The 15,729-nt window shown below is 64.2% G+C and carries 11 protein-coding genes; 9 read left to right on the forward strand and 2 right to left on the reverse strand.

Annotated elements, in window-relative coordinates:
* Nucleotides 1-80 precede the first annotated feature (80 nt).
* Nucleotides 81-4,529, forward strand: coding sequence for a glycosyltransferase family 2 protein (locus AC1DZT_RS02700; protein ID WP_478005047.1), 4,449 nt, complete (start codon nt 81-83; stop codon nt 4,527-4,529).
* 48 nt (nt 4,530-4,577) lie between these two features.
* Here the strand turns inward: AC1DZT_RS02700 and AC1DZT_RS02705 are convergent, their stop codons facing one another.
* On the reverse strand, nt 4,578-5,750 hold the full coding sequence (locus AC1DZT_RS02705; RefSeq protein WP_478005048.1) for a DegT/DnrJ/EryC1/StrS family aminotransferase: 1,173 nt from the start codon (nt 5,748-5,750) through the stop codon (nt 4,578-4,580).
* A gap of 209 nt (nt 5,751-5,959) precedes the next feature.
* On the opposite strand from AC1DZT_RS02705, the gene AC1DZT_RS02710 reads away from it, so the two are divergent.
* From AC1DZT_RS02710 to AC1DZT_RS02725, 4 genes are all read left to right on the forward strand, one after another.
* A complete protein-coding gene (locus tag AC1DZT_RS02710) occupies nt 5,960-6,637 on the forward strand; it encodes a methyltransferase domain-containing protein (RefSeq protein WP_478005049.1) in 678 nt (225 codons plus the stop codon).
* 118 nt (nt 6,638-6,755) lie between these two features.
* A complete protein-coding gene (locus tag AC1DZT_RS02715; RefSeq protein WP_478005050.1) occupies nt 6,756-8,012 on the forward strand; it encodes a glycosyltransferase family 61 protein in 1,257 nt (418 codons plus the stop codon).
* A 26-nt stretch (nt 8,013-8,038) separates the two neighbouring features.
* On the forward strand, nt 8,039-8,782 hold the full coding sequence (locus AC1DZT_RS02720; RefSeq protein WP_478005051.1) for a WbqC family protein: 744 nt from the start codon (nt 8,039-8,041) through the stop codon (nt 8,780-8,782).
* Between the two features lie 220 nt (nt 8,783-9,002).
* Entirely contained in the window at nt 9,003-9,662 is a 660-nt protein-coding gene (locus tag AC1DZT_RS02725; RefSeq protein ID WP_478005052.1) for a sulfotransferase family 2 domain-containing protein, read from the forward strand.
* 163 nt (nt 9,663-9,825) lie between these two features.
* Here AC1DZT_RS02725 and AC1DZT_RS02730 read toward each other — a convergent pair whose 3' ends face one another.
* A complete protein-coding gene (locus tag AC1DZT_RS02730; protein WP_478005053.1) occupies nt 9,826-11,121 on the reverse strand; it encodes a sulfotransferase family protein in 1,296 nt (431 codons plus the stop codon).
* Nucleotides 11,122-12,118: 997 nt separating this feature from the next.
* Here AC1DZT_RS02730 and rfbC point away from each other — a divergent pair.
* From rfbC to rfbA, 4 genes are all read left to right on the forward strand, one after another.
* On the forward strand, nt 12,119-12,670 hold the full coding sequence (rfbC, locus tag AC1DZT_RS02735; protein WP_478005054.1) for a dTDP-4-dehydrorhamnose 3,5-epimerase: 552 nt from the start codon (nt 12,119-12,121) through the stop codon (nt 12,668-12,670).
* Between the two features lie 8 nt (nt 12,671-12,678).
* Complete coding sequence (gene rfbB, locus AC1DZT_RS02740) at nt 12,679-13,719, forward strand: dTDP-glucose 4,6-dehydratase (RefSeq protein WP_478005055.1); 1,041 nt, start codon at nt 12,679-12,681, stop codon at nt 13,717-13,719.
* Between the two features lie 250 nt (nt 13,720-13,969).
* Nucleotides 13,970-14,842, forward strand: coding sequence for a dTDP-4-dehydrorhamnose reductase (rfbD, locus tag AC1DZT_RS02745; RefSeq protein ID WP_478005056.1), 873 nt, complete (start codon nt 13,970-13,972; stop codon nt 14,840-14,842).
* A complete protein-coding gene (rfbA, locus tag AC1DZT_RS02750; RefSeq protein ID WP_478005057.1) occupies nt 14,839-15,729 on the forward strand; it encodes a glucose-1-phosphate thymidylyltransferase RfbA in 891 nt (296 codons plus the stop codon). The genes rfbD and rfbA overlap by 4 nt, the downstream gene beginning before the upstream one ends.

The raw sequence follows: 15,729 nt of genomic DNA on the forward strand, positions 1-15,729 counted from the left end.
CCGGTCAAGCGGCTATTTCGCCTTGCCTTTCAATGCGGCCTGTCGAAAGTAAGGGCGACATTGAAGAAGGAGCGGGCCCCGTGCCGGAAGCATTCCATTTGCACCAGGATTACAGTCAACCGATCGCGGCGGGGCTGGCGCAGGCGCTCTCGGAGCGGGGGGAACTGGCGGTCGAGGTCGCCGTCGATACCGCGGTGCAGGACCCGGAAACCTTCCTCTATGTCGACCTGATCACCAATGCCGGCGGTCAGCGCCTGCATCTTTCGGTGCGCATCAAGGACAAGCTGGTCTTGCTCAACACCCAGCGCACCGGCGTCTGGGGCGAGGCCGTCGCGGTCGATGTCGACTTCGACCAGCTGCGCCACTGGCGGCTCTGGCTGGTTCTGGAGCGGAACGGCGTCTTCTCGGTCAAGCTGGGGCCGGTCACCCTCTGCCATCTGGAAACGCGGGTGCGGCCCGTCGATATCGTCACCGTGGCCGGCAATGCCAGCCACCGCTGTGCCTTGCGCCTTGCGGGGCAGGAAGGCGGCCTGAGCGGGGTCTTCGACACGGACACGCAGACCGCGCTGGTCCATCTGCCCCGACCGGAAGAGGTCGACCCGGCGCTTCTGAGCTTTTCGCGGGGCGGGGTGCGGCTGGATGTCGTCCGGACGGGCCCGGTCCGGGTCGGACGCGAAAGCTGGCTCGCCTGCCACCTCTCGCCCACCGACCTTGCCGCCGCAGAGGCGGCGGGCTTTCCGGTCGCAACCCCGATCCGCGTCAGCGGGCCCGCGGGCGAGGCGCTGATCCGCGATGTGCTGAGCCTGCCGATCGTCGAGATTTCGCAAGCCGATATCGTGCTGCGCAGCACGACCCTTGCCCCGCCGGATGCCGTCTTCTGGCGCTGTCAGGCGACCGGGCAACAGACCGCCACGCGGCTTGTCACCACCGGCCCCGCGCTGTCCGATCCCAAGGGCCCGGGCTTTACCCGCTTCATCACCCCGCTGTCAGAGTTCCTGCGCCTGATCCCGCAAGGCGAGGATCTGGCCCCTGTCGTGCCGATCGTTCTGGACCTGCATGGCGCGGGCCTGACCGAGATGCCCTATGATCTTTTGATCGGGCCGGCGATCTACCGGCAGCTTGAATTCCTCGCCCAGGCCGCGGTCGAGAGCGGTCGCGCAGAGACGGCGGAATGGCGGATGGTCGCGATGGATTGGTGGAGCGTGCTGCGCGCGCCCGAACACCTGGCCACCATCACGAAAGTCGCGCCGGTTCTGGAGGATTTTCTGCTCAGCCAGCGCCAGTTCGCCGGCGCCGTGCTGAGCCTTGAAGGTGCCCCCGAAACCGTCCGCCCCGAGGCGCCTGCCGCCGAACTCGTCGCCTTCTGGCGCGCCATCAAGTCGGTGAGCGACCTCCTCGCCGGGCCGGATGCGACGCCGGAGGCGCTGCGCCGCCATGTCCTTTATCTGTCCAGCCTGATGCGGGCCGATGAGCGCCATTACTTCATCCTCGAAATCTCGGATACGCTGCTGGGTCTTGGCCTGACCGATGTGATCAATTCCGAAATCGCGGAGGGCTTCATCGCCGAGCTTCTGGGTCAGGACAGAACGGCCTGGCAGTTGAGCGCCGCCCTGGCGCCCCTCGTGGCCCGCAACCGGTTCGACGAATGCGTGAGCCTCCTGAACAGGATGTCGAAGCTGCCCGATACCGACTTCAGCTATCGGGCGATTGCGGCCTCTGTCCTGGCCATCACCCGGACAAGGCTTCAGCGCGATCTGCGGTTCAGGCTGGCCTATGCCTTCCTCGAGTTCCTGAAATCGCTGGGCTCGCGGCAATATGCCTCGTTCCGCCATGAAGGGCTGATGCGGGGGCTGATCCTGATCATCCTGGGGGCCAGTGACGATCCGGACTGGTTCCAGACCGACCTGATCACCTATGTCGAAAAGCATTATGCGACCGTGCCCGAGTTCTGGGCGATCTTCGAGACCGAGAAGCGCGCCGTCACCCGGCCGGACGGTCTTTTCATGGAGCGGTTTGGCGAGATGGCCCGGGCGGCTGTGCAGCTCAACGCCACGCTGGCGGGCTTTCGCGCGGTTTCGGCGGAGCAGGCGGCGCCTGCCAGCCTGCGGATCATGGCAGAGGGCGAGCGTCGCGAGCATCTGGACACCTTCCTGAACGTGCATGGTCTGAAGGACCCGACCCGCGCAGGCTCGGTCGGCGGCACGGCCCTGACCGAGGATCTGTATCTGCGGACGGCGGCGCATCCCTTCCCGGCGCGCGATCTGCCCCTGCCGTCCCGCGGCCTGCGGGATGCCGTTCTGCGCCTGCAAAGCTTTCCGACCGCGGAATACCGCAGCCTGCTGGAGAGTGTCGGCCAGGCCGCGTTCGACGGCGATGTGGACCGGCTGGGCGATTTCCTGCCGCTGTGCAGCGACGGCGGGCCGACCTCGGACCCTGCGAGCAATGCGGTCGTGCTGGATGCGATCACCTGGGGGCTGCTGGCGTCGCGGCGCGATGACGCGCTGCTGGGCGCGCTCATCGTGCAGATCCTCGACCGGCTGCGCACCGCCCCCGAGGCGGCGGGGGTTCCGCCCGGTCTGCATGCGGCGATCCGCCGGCTGACCCAGGCGGCCCGGGCCGGCGATCTGGATACGATGACGCTGCGCCAGATCGAGGCGCTTGACGAAGCCTATTGCGAGAGGTTCCCGCTGCAGGCCGAGGCTGCGCCCGAGGGGGATCTGCCCACCGCCAGCTTCTTCGGCGATACGCTGATCGCCCTGATCACCTGCCGCAAATACCTCGACACCCGGGCGCAGGAATGCCGCGACACCTGGGTCAAGGATGTGGAGGCTGCCGGGGCCAAGGTTCTGTTCTTCTGCGGCACCGAGGACGGCCAGGGTGTGGCCGAGGTGGATGAAGCCAATGGCGTCGTCACCCTGCCGGTCGGCGATTCTTACGAGGATCTGCCGGCCAAGGTTCTGGCGATCTTCCGCTGGATCCGGGCGAACCGGCCGGAATCCTATGTCCTCAAGATCGACGATGACTGCTATCTGGATGCGCGGACCTTCCTCACCTCGCTGAGTTACCGGCGCAGCCATTACTTCGGCCGCCCGCTGACCGCTTTCCCGGCCACCTTCGACCGGGCCTGGCATCAGACCAAATCGGCGCGGCCCGGCAACCAGCGCGCCATCGACACCTCGCCGCTTGGCACCCGCTATGCGGATGGCGGCGGCAGCTATGTGCTGTCGCGCCATGCGCTGGACCGGCTGGACCATGTGGCCGACAGCGGCCTTGGCGTGCAGTTGCGCCTCGCCTCCTATTTCGAGGACAAGATGATCGGCGACCTGCTGAAGGCCGGCGGGATCGAAGTCTCCGACATCGGCTATACCTCGATGCAGGCCCGGCGCACCCATTCCGGGGCCGTGCCGGTGCTGCAGATCGACCGGACCTTCATGCCGAGCGCGCTGAGCGGGATTGCCGTGGCGCATCTGGATACGATGGGGCTGATGGCGCAGATCCGCGATGCCCGCACCGCGGCGGCGCCGGGGATGCCCCGCCTCTGGCCGCCGCGCCTGTGGCCGATGACCGCCAAACCCTCGCTCGCCTATGACAGCAACATGCTGGAACTGCTGAACCCGGTGGGCGCCAGGGAAAAGATCGCGAATGCCGAGTTCGTCTGCGTCAGCGCCCTGAGGAACGAGAAGACAATCCTGCCGCATTTCCTGGCGCATTACCGGGCGCTTGGCGTTCAGGTCTTTCTGATCGCCGACAACCTTTCGGACGATGGCACGCGGGAATATCTGCATGGTCAGCCCGATGTGGTGCTGTTCTCGGCCGCCAACGATTACAAGGCGTCGCATTACGGGGTGGATTGGCAGCGCGTGCTTCTGGACCATTTCTGCGCGGGGCGCTGGGTCGTCGTGGCCGATGCGGACGAGTTCCTGCTGACGCCCGACCCCGCGCCCGGCGCCTTGCCCGCCCTGTGCCGCAGCCTCGAGGCCGAGGGCCATGACGCCGTCCTAGCCATGATGGCCGACATGTACCCCGAAGGCCCGCTGGAGGAGGCGGACTTCGCCCATGTCGCCCCCTCCGAGGTGGCATGCAGCTATGACCGGGCGCCGGTGCGGCGCTGGTCCTTCAACCGCGGGCCTTTCGGCAATCTGGGCAGCTATGTCAGCGGTCTGCGCCACCGTCTGATGCCGCTGTCGCCGCCCGAACGCTTCACGGCGCAGAAAGTGGCGCTGTTCCGCTTCAACCCGCTGATGAGCTTCTCGGAGGGCTTCCACTTCGGCACCGGATTGCGGTTCTCCCCGCGGCCGATGGCCTTCCTGCACTACAAATACTCGGCCGAATTCGCCGCCAAGGCCCGGCTGGAGGCGCAGCGCGGCCAGCATTTCGGCGGCGGGGTGGAATATCGCGCCTATCTGGCGCTGGTCGAACAGGGTCTGACATCGCTCTGGCGCGAGGGGATTTCCGAGACGCTGGATTTGACGCAACCCGGCGCGCTGGACCGCATCCTTGCTGGGGTGGAACAGCCCTTCCGGAGTTGACAGGGCGCCCGTTCCCGAGAGGGGCGGGCCTGATTGGGCGGGGCCGCGTTACGCCGGGACGGCGCGGCCCAGCCCCTCGATCACGGCGGCGGCCACGCGGGCGATGTCCGCCTCGGCCAGATCGGGCGCCATCGGCAAGCCGATCAGACGCGGCGCGAGGTCGTCGGTGACGGCCAGCGTGTCGCGGGCGGCACCGGTGTACAGGGTCTGCCGGTGCAGGCCTTCGCCATACCAGTGCCGGCTGCCGATCTCTGCGGTTTCGAAGGATTTGAGGACAGAGGTGACCTCTGCCACGGTCCGGCACAACAAGAGGCCATAGCTCAGCCCGATGTCGGGTGCGCCGTGAAAGCGGTCGCCCAGCAGGCGGCGGTAGCTGTCGACGACGCGCTGCAGATCGCGCGATTTCGCGGGCCAGCCATCATCCTCGGCGAGGCCGACCGCGGCGTGATATTCGCTCAACTTCCCATTGATGCTGGGAATCCGGCAGTCGCGGGCCCCATGGAAGCCGAAGTTGAGCGCCTGGACCGTGCGCAGGATCAGCCCCACGTCATGCGAGGCGACGGCACCACCCTCGCCGACGCCGAAAGCCTTGGTCGCATGCAGGCTGAAGGCCACCGGAATCGTCCCGATGAACCCTTCCGGCGCGCCGATGATCCGATCGAAGCTTGCGGCGCCATCCACCACCACGGGCACCCCGGTCGCATCCTGAAAGGCCTGCCAGGGCGGCAACGGCACCGGCCGCCCATAGGCCGACACCGGCAGGACCACGCCGGCCCTGGCCAGAACCTCGTGCCCGGCGAGGCGTTCCGGCGCCAGCATCCAGGTCTGCGGATCGACGTCGAGGATATAGGGCCGATAGCCGCATTGTTCGGCCGCGACCGCGGTGGCCACGAAAGTATAGCTTGGCATCAGGGCATAGGGGCGCTCTGCCGTGGCGCGGCCCGCGCTGGCGAGGATGGCACCGACAATGCCCGATGTGCCGGAACTTGCGGTCGCGATCCCGCCGACCGGCAGACCGAGATGCGATTCCAGCCGTCCCTCCAGCTCCTGCACCAGGGGGCCGCGGTTGGTGTAGATGCGCGCGCTGTCGATCCGCTGCATATAGGCCAGAATGCGATCCGCGGTCGGAAGCCGCGGGCGGAGGACCGGGACATAGGGCAGAGAATCATCCGCCGTTCCAACCGTGGGGTCTTGCGGATTCTGCGATGAAAATACGTGCACGCTTGCCAAATTTCCTGCCAATGCGGTCGCCCGCCCAATCTGCGGCGGGGAGTTTCAAGCTCGAGGCTGGGCTTATTTTTGCCTGAAAATAAATTGATCGGCAAGCAGGCTTGACGCCCGTGCCGTCCTCATGCACGTTGATTTTCGATTAATTACCTTACGTTAGAACACATTCTAGCCAGAAATACCACGGTACGAGGTTGCGGTTCATGCGCAGAGACGTTGAAAGATTGTCAGAGTTCTTCCCAAATCCGAACGCGCGATCTGACGGTGATTTCGATGTCCTGAACTGGCCGAACGCGCAGGACATCGCAAAGCGCTACGAAACCCTCCTCTCGGCCATCGACTTCGACGCCTATTCCAAGGAACGCCCGCTGCGCCTGCTGGATGTGGGCTGCGGTCTGGGGCTTTTGCTGGAGTATCTCGAGGCGAACGATCTGCTGGAGAAGGTCAGCTATACCGGGGTTGACCTGGTGGACGCGATCCTCGCCGAAGTGCGCAAAAGATGGCCGGATCAGAGGTTCGACCAGCGCGATGTGCGCGACGAACCCTATGCGGAAGGCGCTTTCGATTTCTGCATCATCTGCGGCATCTTCACCGTCAAGCATGGCAATACCTTTGCAGAGGCGCTGGACCTGGCGCAGAGCACGCTGAAGGCGATCTGGCCCTCGGTCACGCTGGGCCTATCCTTTAACGCGATGTCCAAACATGTCGACTGGGAGCGGGAGGATCTGTTCCACTGGCCGCTGGATGACATCATGGCCTTCTGCAAGCAAAGCCTGAGCCGGCATGTCGCCTTATGCCTTGACTATGGGCTTTGGGAATCGTCAACGATTGTGCGGAAATTCCCCCGCGTCTCCCTGACGAAGACGCCCGCAAGATGGTAGAGACGTGTCACTTTTCGACCTGAAGTCACTGATGACGGCGGCGCCCCTCCGGTTCGGGGCGCAGTCCGCGACAGGGTTCGACAGATTTGATTATGCGCCCGGCAAGCCAAATCTGTACATGTTGATGCGCTTCAAGCAGCTTCTTGTGCAGGAACATGGGCTTGAATGGGGCTGGGAGCTTTACCGCCAGACGATCGCTGCGCACCGCAACGCCCGGCTGGTTCGGCAGCGGCTGACGGGGCAGCATCCCTATGTCAAGGCGCAGGCCGGCACCTTCGTCGAAACCGTCCCGGCGGGTGAGCCCTTCACCATCCTGCCGCCGCCGGTGCTGGGCGCGGGCAACCATCGTCCGCTGCAGAACGTCACGCGCTCTTTCTACGTCGCATCCGTCGAAAATATCGGCTTGAGCGGGCGCTCCTCTGTGCTGCATGTGGAAGGTCTGGCGCTGGCCGATTTCCAGAACGACGAACTCGCGCGCATCGACGACGAGGTGGAGTTCGACGCGGCGGTATTCTACCGCGAGGGGGACGAGGTCTGGTCCATCATTTCGGATCAAGAGCCGAGGGTGTTCGACGCGGCCTTCTCGCTCCTCGGCTGCCGGACGGATTTCTTCGGCGATTGGCTGTGCGACTCGATCCCGAAATATGTGGCCGCGACCCTTTCAGGGCATCTGCCGCCGGTTCCGGTCCTGATCGACGCCCATATGAACACCTCGCACCGCCAGGCGCTGGAGATGCTGCTGCTGCCCGGCACCGAAATCGTCGAAATCGCCGCTTTCGAGTCCGTCACGGTGCGGCAGCTGTGGACCGCGCCAAGCATCGGCTACATGGCCTTCCACCAGATCCTTAACGACAAGTTCAAGTGGGACTATGTGATGTGCTCGCCCGAGCGGTTCGCCCCGGTCGAGGATGAAATGGTGCGGCGGGCGGATCTTGTGCTTGGCGACAAGCCCAGCCCCGAACGGGTCTATCTGGCGCGCAAGGATTTTCGCCACCGCCGCCTGGTCAACACGGCAGAGCTGGAGGCGATGGCCCGGGCCGAAGGCTTCGTGATCGTCTATACCGAAGAATACGACTTCATCGAACAGGTCCGCCTGCTGCGCGGCGCGCGCCATGTCATCGCGCCCGAAGGCTCTTCTTTGTTTCTTCGCTACTTTTTGAGCGAAGGCACCAAAATCTGCATTCTCAACCACCAGATCACCGAAGGCGTGGTCGGCTATAACGGCGGGGCCGAGGCGAAGGACATTGCCCTGACGATCATCACCGGACCCGAGGCGGGCGAGCGGCGCGGGCGCTCGCAGGATATGGATTACTGGATCGATCCGCAGGTGTTCCGCGAATTTCTCGACTCATGGTTCAAGGCGGCGGAGCGATAATGGTGCAAGGCGAAGGAGGCAGGCCCGTGATCGTCTCCATCATGCAACCCTATTTCTTTCCCTACATCGGCTACCTGCAACTGATCGCGCACAGCGACATTTTCGTCTTTCTGGACGATGTGCAGTATATCAAGGACGCCTGGGTCAATCGCAACCGGATCCTCGGCCCGACGGGCCAGGCGGTCTGGCTGACCTTTCCCGTCGCGGCGGCGGGGCATACCGACGCCATCAACGCCCGCACCTACCTGCGCGAGGAACATGCCGCCCGCATCCTGCGGCGGATCGAAGGCGCCTATCGCAAGGCGCCCTGTTTTGACAGGGTTTTTCCAGTGATCCGCGAAATCATGGAGTTTCCGGATGCGAATGTGGCCGCCTTCAACATCAACCTGCTGCAGCGGGTTGCGGCACTCCTACAGATCGGGCCGCGCTTCCGGCGGTCCTCCGACATGAGCGGGCTCGATGGACTGACCGGGCAGGCGCGTGTCATCGCCATCTGCGACAAGGTGGGCGCCACGGAATATGTGAACTCGATCGGCGGCACCCGGCTTTACGCGGCCGAGGCGTTCCGGGCCCATGGCATGGGCCTCGGGTTTCTGGAAACCACCGTTCCGCCACGCTGCCCGCCGCTGTCGCATCTGTCGATCCTCGACCTTCTGATGAACCAGAGCCCCGAGGACATCGCGGCAGACCTGAGGCTTTACCGGGTGAACCGGGCGGACGCGGCAGATCCCCGTACAGGCGGGCAGGAGGATGGGGCGCCGGCCACTTGACTCGCCGCGAAATATGCCCAAATGGGCGTCAGATCGGTCTTGACGTCGCTGGATTGGGGGTCTTGACACGGGCCGCCGCGCTGCATATCGGGCTTGATTGTCCCTTGAAAATCAGCGATTCAGGGCAGAGGGCGTGACGGTCCAACTGGGCTTTCATGGGAAGTTCGGAAATTAGCGGGTGGTGAGTGGCCTATGCGCTAATCCACTAAAGCGTCAAAGGATGGAGTTCTTCGTAATGTCTGTGTTTAATGGGCAATATAAATTCAGCTACTATCCGGTTCCGAAATGCGCCTGCACCTCCTTGAAGCTTCTGGCGTTCAAGATTGAAAATGGCTTCGATTTCCGCGCGTTTCGTGTGAACGGTGTCGAGAAACATGTCCACAGCTTTTACGTCAGCCTGCCCTTCGAACGCTCCAAAAAGATGGAACGGCCCGACAACTTTCGCCTGACGGTTGTGCGCGACCCGATCGACCGGATGATTTCTGCCTATAGCAACCGTGTGTTGCATCATAACGAGCTCTCCGCAGCGCGGATCAAGTTTGGCGGCGGCGGTGCCGATCTGATGCCCCGGCCCGACCTGTCGACCTTTATCGACAATTTGGAAAGATACCGGGCCGCCGATGAATCCATCCGGCATCACACCGACCCGCTGACCATGTTCATCGGACATGACGCCGATTATTTCGACAAGATCTACGCGCAACGCGAACTGGCCGAGCTGGTCAAATGGCTGGGCGAGCGGACGGGGACGGCTTACGAGCTTGAACATGCGCAGCGCGGGTCCAAGGACATCAAGCGTTCGGATCTGTCGGAGCAACAAATCCATCGGCTGCAGGATTTCTACGCCGATGATTACCGGATTTACGGAAAATACTTCTGACCGCCCGCGATTTGCGCGCGTTAATTGAGCGGGCGGCAAATCTTCGCTTTTAAGTTGAGCGGCGCCGTCAAAAACCAAATCGCCCTGATCTTGTCTTCCGCCCCTCCGTGAGCGGAAGTTTTCCGCAGCCACCCCGATCGGCCGCGCCGCCGATGCCGGAGGGTCAACGACGCGGGACCGCCTTGGTGACGGCGGCTGCCGCCGGTTTCCTGCGCGGCCGCTTCGCCGTTGCAGGCTCGATTGCGGCCTTCGGCGCCTCGACGACCTGCGCGGCGCTGGCACGCCTTTGGTTCAGCCCGGCGATCATCTGGCCGGGCAGCGGATGCCCCGGATGCGTGCTGGCAAACCGCTCGAGCCAGGCCTCCGCCTCATCCCATTGGGCGAGACTTTCTTCGATGCGCGACAGGGCAACGAAGACGGCTGGATTGATCATGCCTTCTTTGATCGTGCCAGCAACGTTGTCACGCAGGGCGACGAGGAAAGGCGGGTGGATCGCGCACAACAGGGGCACGTCAAGACCCCAGGCCAGCTGGTTCAAGGGCGCCAGACCCTGAACCACCTGCTCGCGCTGCCGGCTGGCCTGCATGGTGTGGACCATCATGTTGACGGCGGGCAGTGTGCGCAGCATCCCGGTCAGGCGGCGGGCGGAGGCGGCGGTCTGCGCCTCGTCCTTGGTGAGAAGCCTTGGCGTGCCGCCTTTCAGCAGCGCGGTGTAAAGGGCAGCGGCCTCGCGCGCCCAGCCGCCGGTCGGGCGGCCCCGGACCTGGGCGCGGTAAAGCTCGGGCCGGAAATGCTGCCTGGCGAAGGCTTTCAGCTTGGCGGTGCGCGCCGGGCGCTTCAGCCGCGCCAGAACCCAGGCGAGCGCGCCTGCGGGATCAGCCCGCAGATCGGCATGGGTCAGCAGGGGCAGGGCGTCGATCGCCAGGGTCTGCAGGAAACCCTGCATGGTGACGGTCCACAGCGCCGCCATCGGTTCAGCCTGCGACAGCAGGGGGAAGGCCTCGGGCTGGCGCATCGCCCGCTGTCTTTGGCTTTCGGCCACCTCGAGAGGGTCGCGCAGGATCAGGACCGCGCTGAGGGCGAAGCCGGCCTCGGGCACGACAGCCTGCCAAAACGGCCAGAGCGTCATGATCCGCGGGTCTTTCAGGACAAAGGGGCCCGGGCCATCGAACAGGCGATGCAGCAGGGCCACGGCCTCGGCCCGCCAGGGTGCGAAATCGGCCCCGTCAAGATTGGCGGACGGCGCGTGAAAGCCCCAATTGTCCCAGGACGCCCCAAGATGGGCCAGCAAGCGATCGTTGAAATCCCGGACCTCGGGGTGTTCGAAATAGCCTTCGGGGTTATGCGTGTCGCGCGTGTCGGAAAAGTCGCCCGGGTTCAGGCCGGCAGCAACCAGACCCGCGGTCAGCAAGGAAGTGCCAGAGCGGTGGACGCCGAGGACCAGAGTAAGCTGTCTCATGTACATCAATTCTATCGCAAAAGACCCAAAGTTCGCCTCCCGTCTACAGGACGAAGGGCGTGCTGGGCAAATGTCGCGGCAGATTGGGTGATGCGACAGGGGGGTGCAAGCGACTTTTCGCGGCGCATCGCTGAATCGGCGCGCATCGGGCATGGCCGGTTTGGACGGACCTGCCCGGCGGAACCGTGTTGTGCGGGGGGCCTTGCATGGCATCCGAGTCGGCCGAACCCGGCGGCCGGTCTTTGCGAGCCGCCTAAAAATTAAGCTAAGCGCGTTGGCGGCGGCGGAGAATGACATTTCCCTTCGCCTCCCGAAAGCAACCTCTCATTCGGCGTCCTTGTGCCGCCCAAAGCCTCGGTCAGGGGGCAAATGGCGGCCCGTCTTGCACCGCGTGAGGACGCCTCATCGAGGATGCCGGCCATCTGCCGATGGCGCGGGCTGCGCCGCTGTTCACGAAACATTCGAGTGGTGCGATCCAGGAAACAATCGGGGAGTGGCCGCGGAAAACCTCCTCGCGGTGCGGGCGGATTGCGGCCCGAATCCGGCGTCGCCTCCGTCGGACCTGAGTTTCAGCGGGGTGCAGGGATGGAATTTATCGTAGGTGAACGAATGATTTCAGGGTTTTGGCGACGGCGCAAAGGGCGCGGCGCCCGTCCTTCCGGCCGCCGCTCGCCTCATTTTGAACGCAGGTCTTAACGCGGCACTGCCTTCCGCCGCGGGGCAGAGGTCGGAGCAGCCGGTCGCCCCTGTGGCGGAAAACCGCGCGCCGAACCGGGGTGTTCTGCGGGGTCAGGGTGGGGCCAGAAAAGCCGGTTCCGCCCGGAAAACCATGCGGTTGCGCTCGCCAAAATGGCCGATTTCGGGTCTTGTCGAGGGGCAGGGCAGCGGGGGGCGCGCCCTTGACATGATGCGCCCGTCCATGCAGCTACAGATTGCAAGTTGAGGGGAAATGCGTTCCTTTTGACCAAATGATGAAAACAATAGCTTCCGAGTTCAGATGAAAATCACAGAAACATCCCTCCCTGGTGTCCTGCTTCTCTCGCCGCGCCGATTTGGGGATGCACGGGGGTTCTTCGCCGAAACCTGGAACCTGCGGACGCTCACGCAAGCCGGGGTGGAACTGCCGGAATTCGTGCAGGACAACCACTCCTTCAGCGCGACCAAGGGCACGGTGCGCGGCCTGCATTACCAGGCGCCGCCCCATGCGCAGGGCAAGCTCGTCCGCTGCGGGCGCGGCAGCCTGCTGGATGTCGCCGTCGATGCGCGCGTCTCCTCGCCCCACTACGGGAAATGGGTGGCCAAGGTGTTGAGCTATGAAAATGGTGACCAACTCTGGGTTCCGCCGGGTTTTCTTCATGGATTTGTTACTTTGGAAGACGACACGGAGATCGTGTACAAATGCACGGATTATTATTTCCCGGAGTGCGACGGCGCTGTCCATTTCGCCTCGGTAGGGATTGAGTGGGGGATCGACACCACGGCTGCCGTGCTTTCGGCGAAGGACGCCGCGGCACCGCAGTTTGGTGAATGGTCTTCACCCTACATCTAGGAGAAATCATGAAAATTCTCGTAACCGGAGGGGCTGGCTTCATTGGTTCCGCCGTGGTCCGCCGAGCGATGGCCGCGGGTCATGAGATCGTCAACGTCGATTGCCTGACCTATGCCGCCTGTCTGGACAACGTGGCCAGCGTCTCCGACAGCCCGCGCTATGCCTTCGAGCAGGTCAACATCCGCGACCTGCCGGAACTGATCCGTGTCTTCGACCAGCACAAGCCCGATGCCGTGATGCATCTGGCCGCCGAAAGCCACGTCGACCGTTCGATCGACGGTCCGGGCGCTTTCATCGAGACCAATGTCAACGGCACCTTCAACATGCTGCAGGCGGCGCGTGGCTATTGGCAGGCGCAGGGTCGGCCGGAGGCTTTCCGCTTCCACCATATCTCCACCGACGAGGTTTTCGGCAGCCTGGGCACCACCGGCAAATTCACCGAGGACACGCCCTACGACCCGCGCAGCCCCTATTCTGCCAGCAAGGCCGCCAGCGATTTTCTGGTGCGCGCCTGGCACGAGACCTATGGCCTGCCCGTCGTGCTGACCAATTGCTCGAACAACTACGGCCCCTACCACTTCCCCGAAAAGCTGATCCCGGTTGCGATCCTGAACGCTTTGGCCGGCAAGCCGATCCCGGTTTACGGCAGGGGCGAGAATGTGCGCGACTGGCTATTCGTCGAGGACCATGCCGAGGCCCTGCTTCTGGTGCTGGAGAAGGGCGCGCTCGGTCGGTCCTACAACATCGGCGGCGAGAACGAGGCCACGAATATCGAACTGGTCAAGATGCTCTGCGCCATCCTGGACGAGCTGAAACCCGCCGCGCGGCCCTATGCCGAACAGATCACCTTCGTCACGGACCGTCCGGGCCATGACCTGCGCTATGCCATCGACCCGACGCGGATCCGCACCGAACTGGGCTGGCGGCCCTCGGTCACGGTCGAAGAGGGGCTGCGGCGCACGGTCCAATGGTATCTGGACAACGAGGCTTGGTGGCGCCCGCTTCAGGCCCGCCAGGGTGTGGGGCAACGCCTGGGCGTGGCGGGTTGAAGGGAAAGGGCGGCAAGACGTGACCCACAATGCCGTTCTTTCAATCGGTTGAGTGCATTTGCAAGTGGCCTGACTTTCCCCGCCGTGACGCTCTGACGGAGCTTCGACACGATCCTGACTGTTCCGCGCGGCGCCTGTTGGAAAGCCCTGCGTGGGCCTGTCGAAGGTATGTTACGGTGTAGCGTTTTGACGAGTTCCGGCAGTTCCGCCGCAGACCAGACACAGACTTTTCGACCTATCGGGAGATCCAATGACATCCTCTGGCATGAGCACCGCTGTGCTGGTCTTCGGAAAGACCGGTCAGGTCGCAACGGAATTGGCCCGCCTTGCCCCCGATGCGGTCTTTCTCGGGCGGGATGCGGCCGATCTGATGGACCCGGCCGCCTGCGCCGCGGTGATCCGCAGTCATGCGCCGCGGGCTGTCATCAATGCGGCCGCCTATACGGCGGTGGACAAGGCCGAATCCGACGAGGCGGCTGCGACCGTGGTGAATGGCGACACGCCGACCGCGATGGCCGAGGCTTGCGCCGCCCTGGGCATTCCCTTCGTGCATATCTCCACCGATTATGTCTTTGACGGCGAGGGCACGACGCCTTTCGCGCCCGGCGGCCCGACCGCGCCGCTGGGCGCCTATGGCCGCAGCAAGTTGAAAGGCGAAGAGGGGGTGCGCGCGGCGGGCGGGCCCCATGCGATCCTGCGCACCAGCTGGGTCTTTTCGGCGCATGGCAACAATTTCCTGAAGACCATGCTGCGACTGGGGTCCAGCCGCCCGAAACTGACCGTGGTGGCCGACCAGATCGGCGGCCCGACCCCGGCGCGCGCCATCGCGGCGGCCTGCCTGCAGATTGCCGAGACCCTGACCAAGGCGCCCGAAAAGACCGGAACCTACCATTTCTCGGGCGCGCCGGATGTCAGCTGGGCGGACTTCGCGCGCGAGATCATGACGAAGGCCGGACTGGCTTGCGAGATCGAGGATATCCCGACCTCCGCCTATCCGACCCCGGCGCGGCGCCCGGCCAACAGCCGCATGAATTGTGACAGCCTGTCCAGCTTTGATCTGGCGCGACCGGATTGGAAGGCCGCAGTTGCCGAAGCTTTAATTGATTTGGGAGCAGTCAAGTGACTCAACGTAAGGGAATTATTCTGGCCGGTGGGTCGGGGACCCGGCTTTACCCGGTGACGCTCGGCGTGTCCAAGCAGCTGATGCCGATCTACGACAAGCCGATGATCTACTATCCGCTGAGCGTGCTGATGCTTTCGGGCATCCGCGAGATCGCGATCATCACGACGCCGCATGATCAGGACCAGTTCAAGCGCGTGCTGGGCGACGGCAAGCAGTGGGGCCTGTCCTTCACCTATATCGCGCAGCCCTCTCCGGACGGGCTGGCCCAGGCTTTCATCCTCGCGGAGGAGTTTCTGGATGGCGCGCCCTCGGTTCTGGTTTTGGGCGACAACATCTTCTTCGGCCACGGCCTGCCGGAGTTCCTGATCGAGGCGGGCAGCGCCACCACGGGCGCCACGATCTTCGGCTACCGTGTCGCCGACCCGGAACGCTATGGCGTCGTGGCCTATGACGCCGAAGGCCATGTGACCGAAATCATCGAAAAGCCGGCAAAGCCGCCGTCGAATTACGCGGTGACCGGGCTCTATTTCGTGGATGGCACCGCGCCGACACGGGCCCGCGCCATCAAACCCTCGGCGCGGGGCGAGGTCGAGATCGTGGATCTTCTGGAAAGCTACCTCAGGGAGAACACGCTCAAGGTCACGACCATGGGCCGCGGCTATGCCTGGTTCGACACTGGAACGCACAGCAGCCTGCTCGACGCCAGCAACTTCGTGCGCACGCTGCAGATCCGCCAGGGCATGCTGGTGGGAAGCCCGGATGAAGTGGCCTTCCAGAACGGCTGGATCACGCCCGAAGAGCTGCTGCAACTCGCCAAGCCTCTGGCCAAGAACGAATATGGCAAGCACCTTCTGACTTTGGCGCAAGACAAGGGCAGTGCGAACTGA

It is taken from the genome of Rhodobacter sp. P1_C2 (assembly GCF_056406375.1).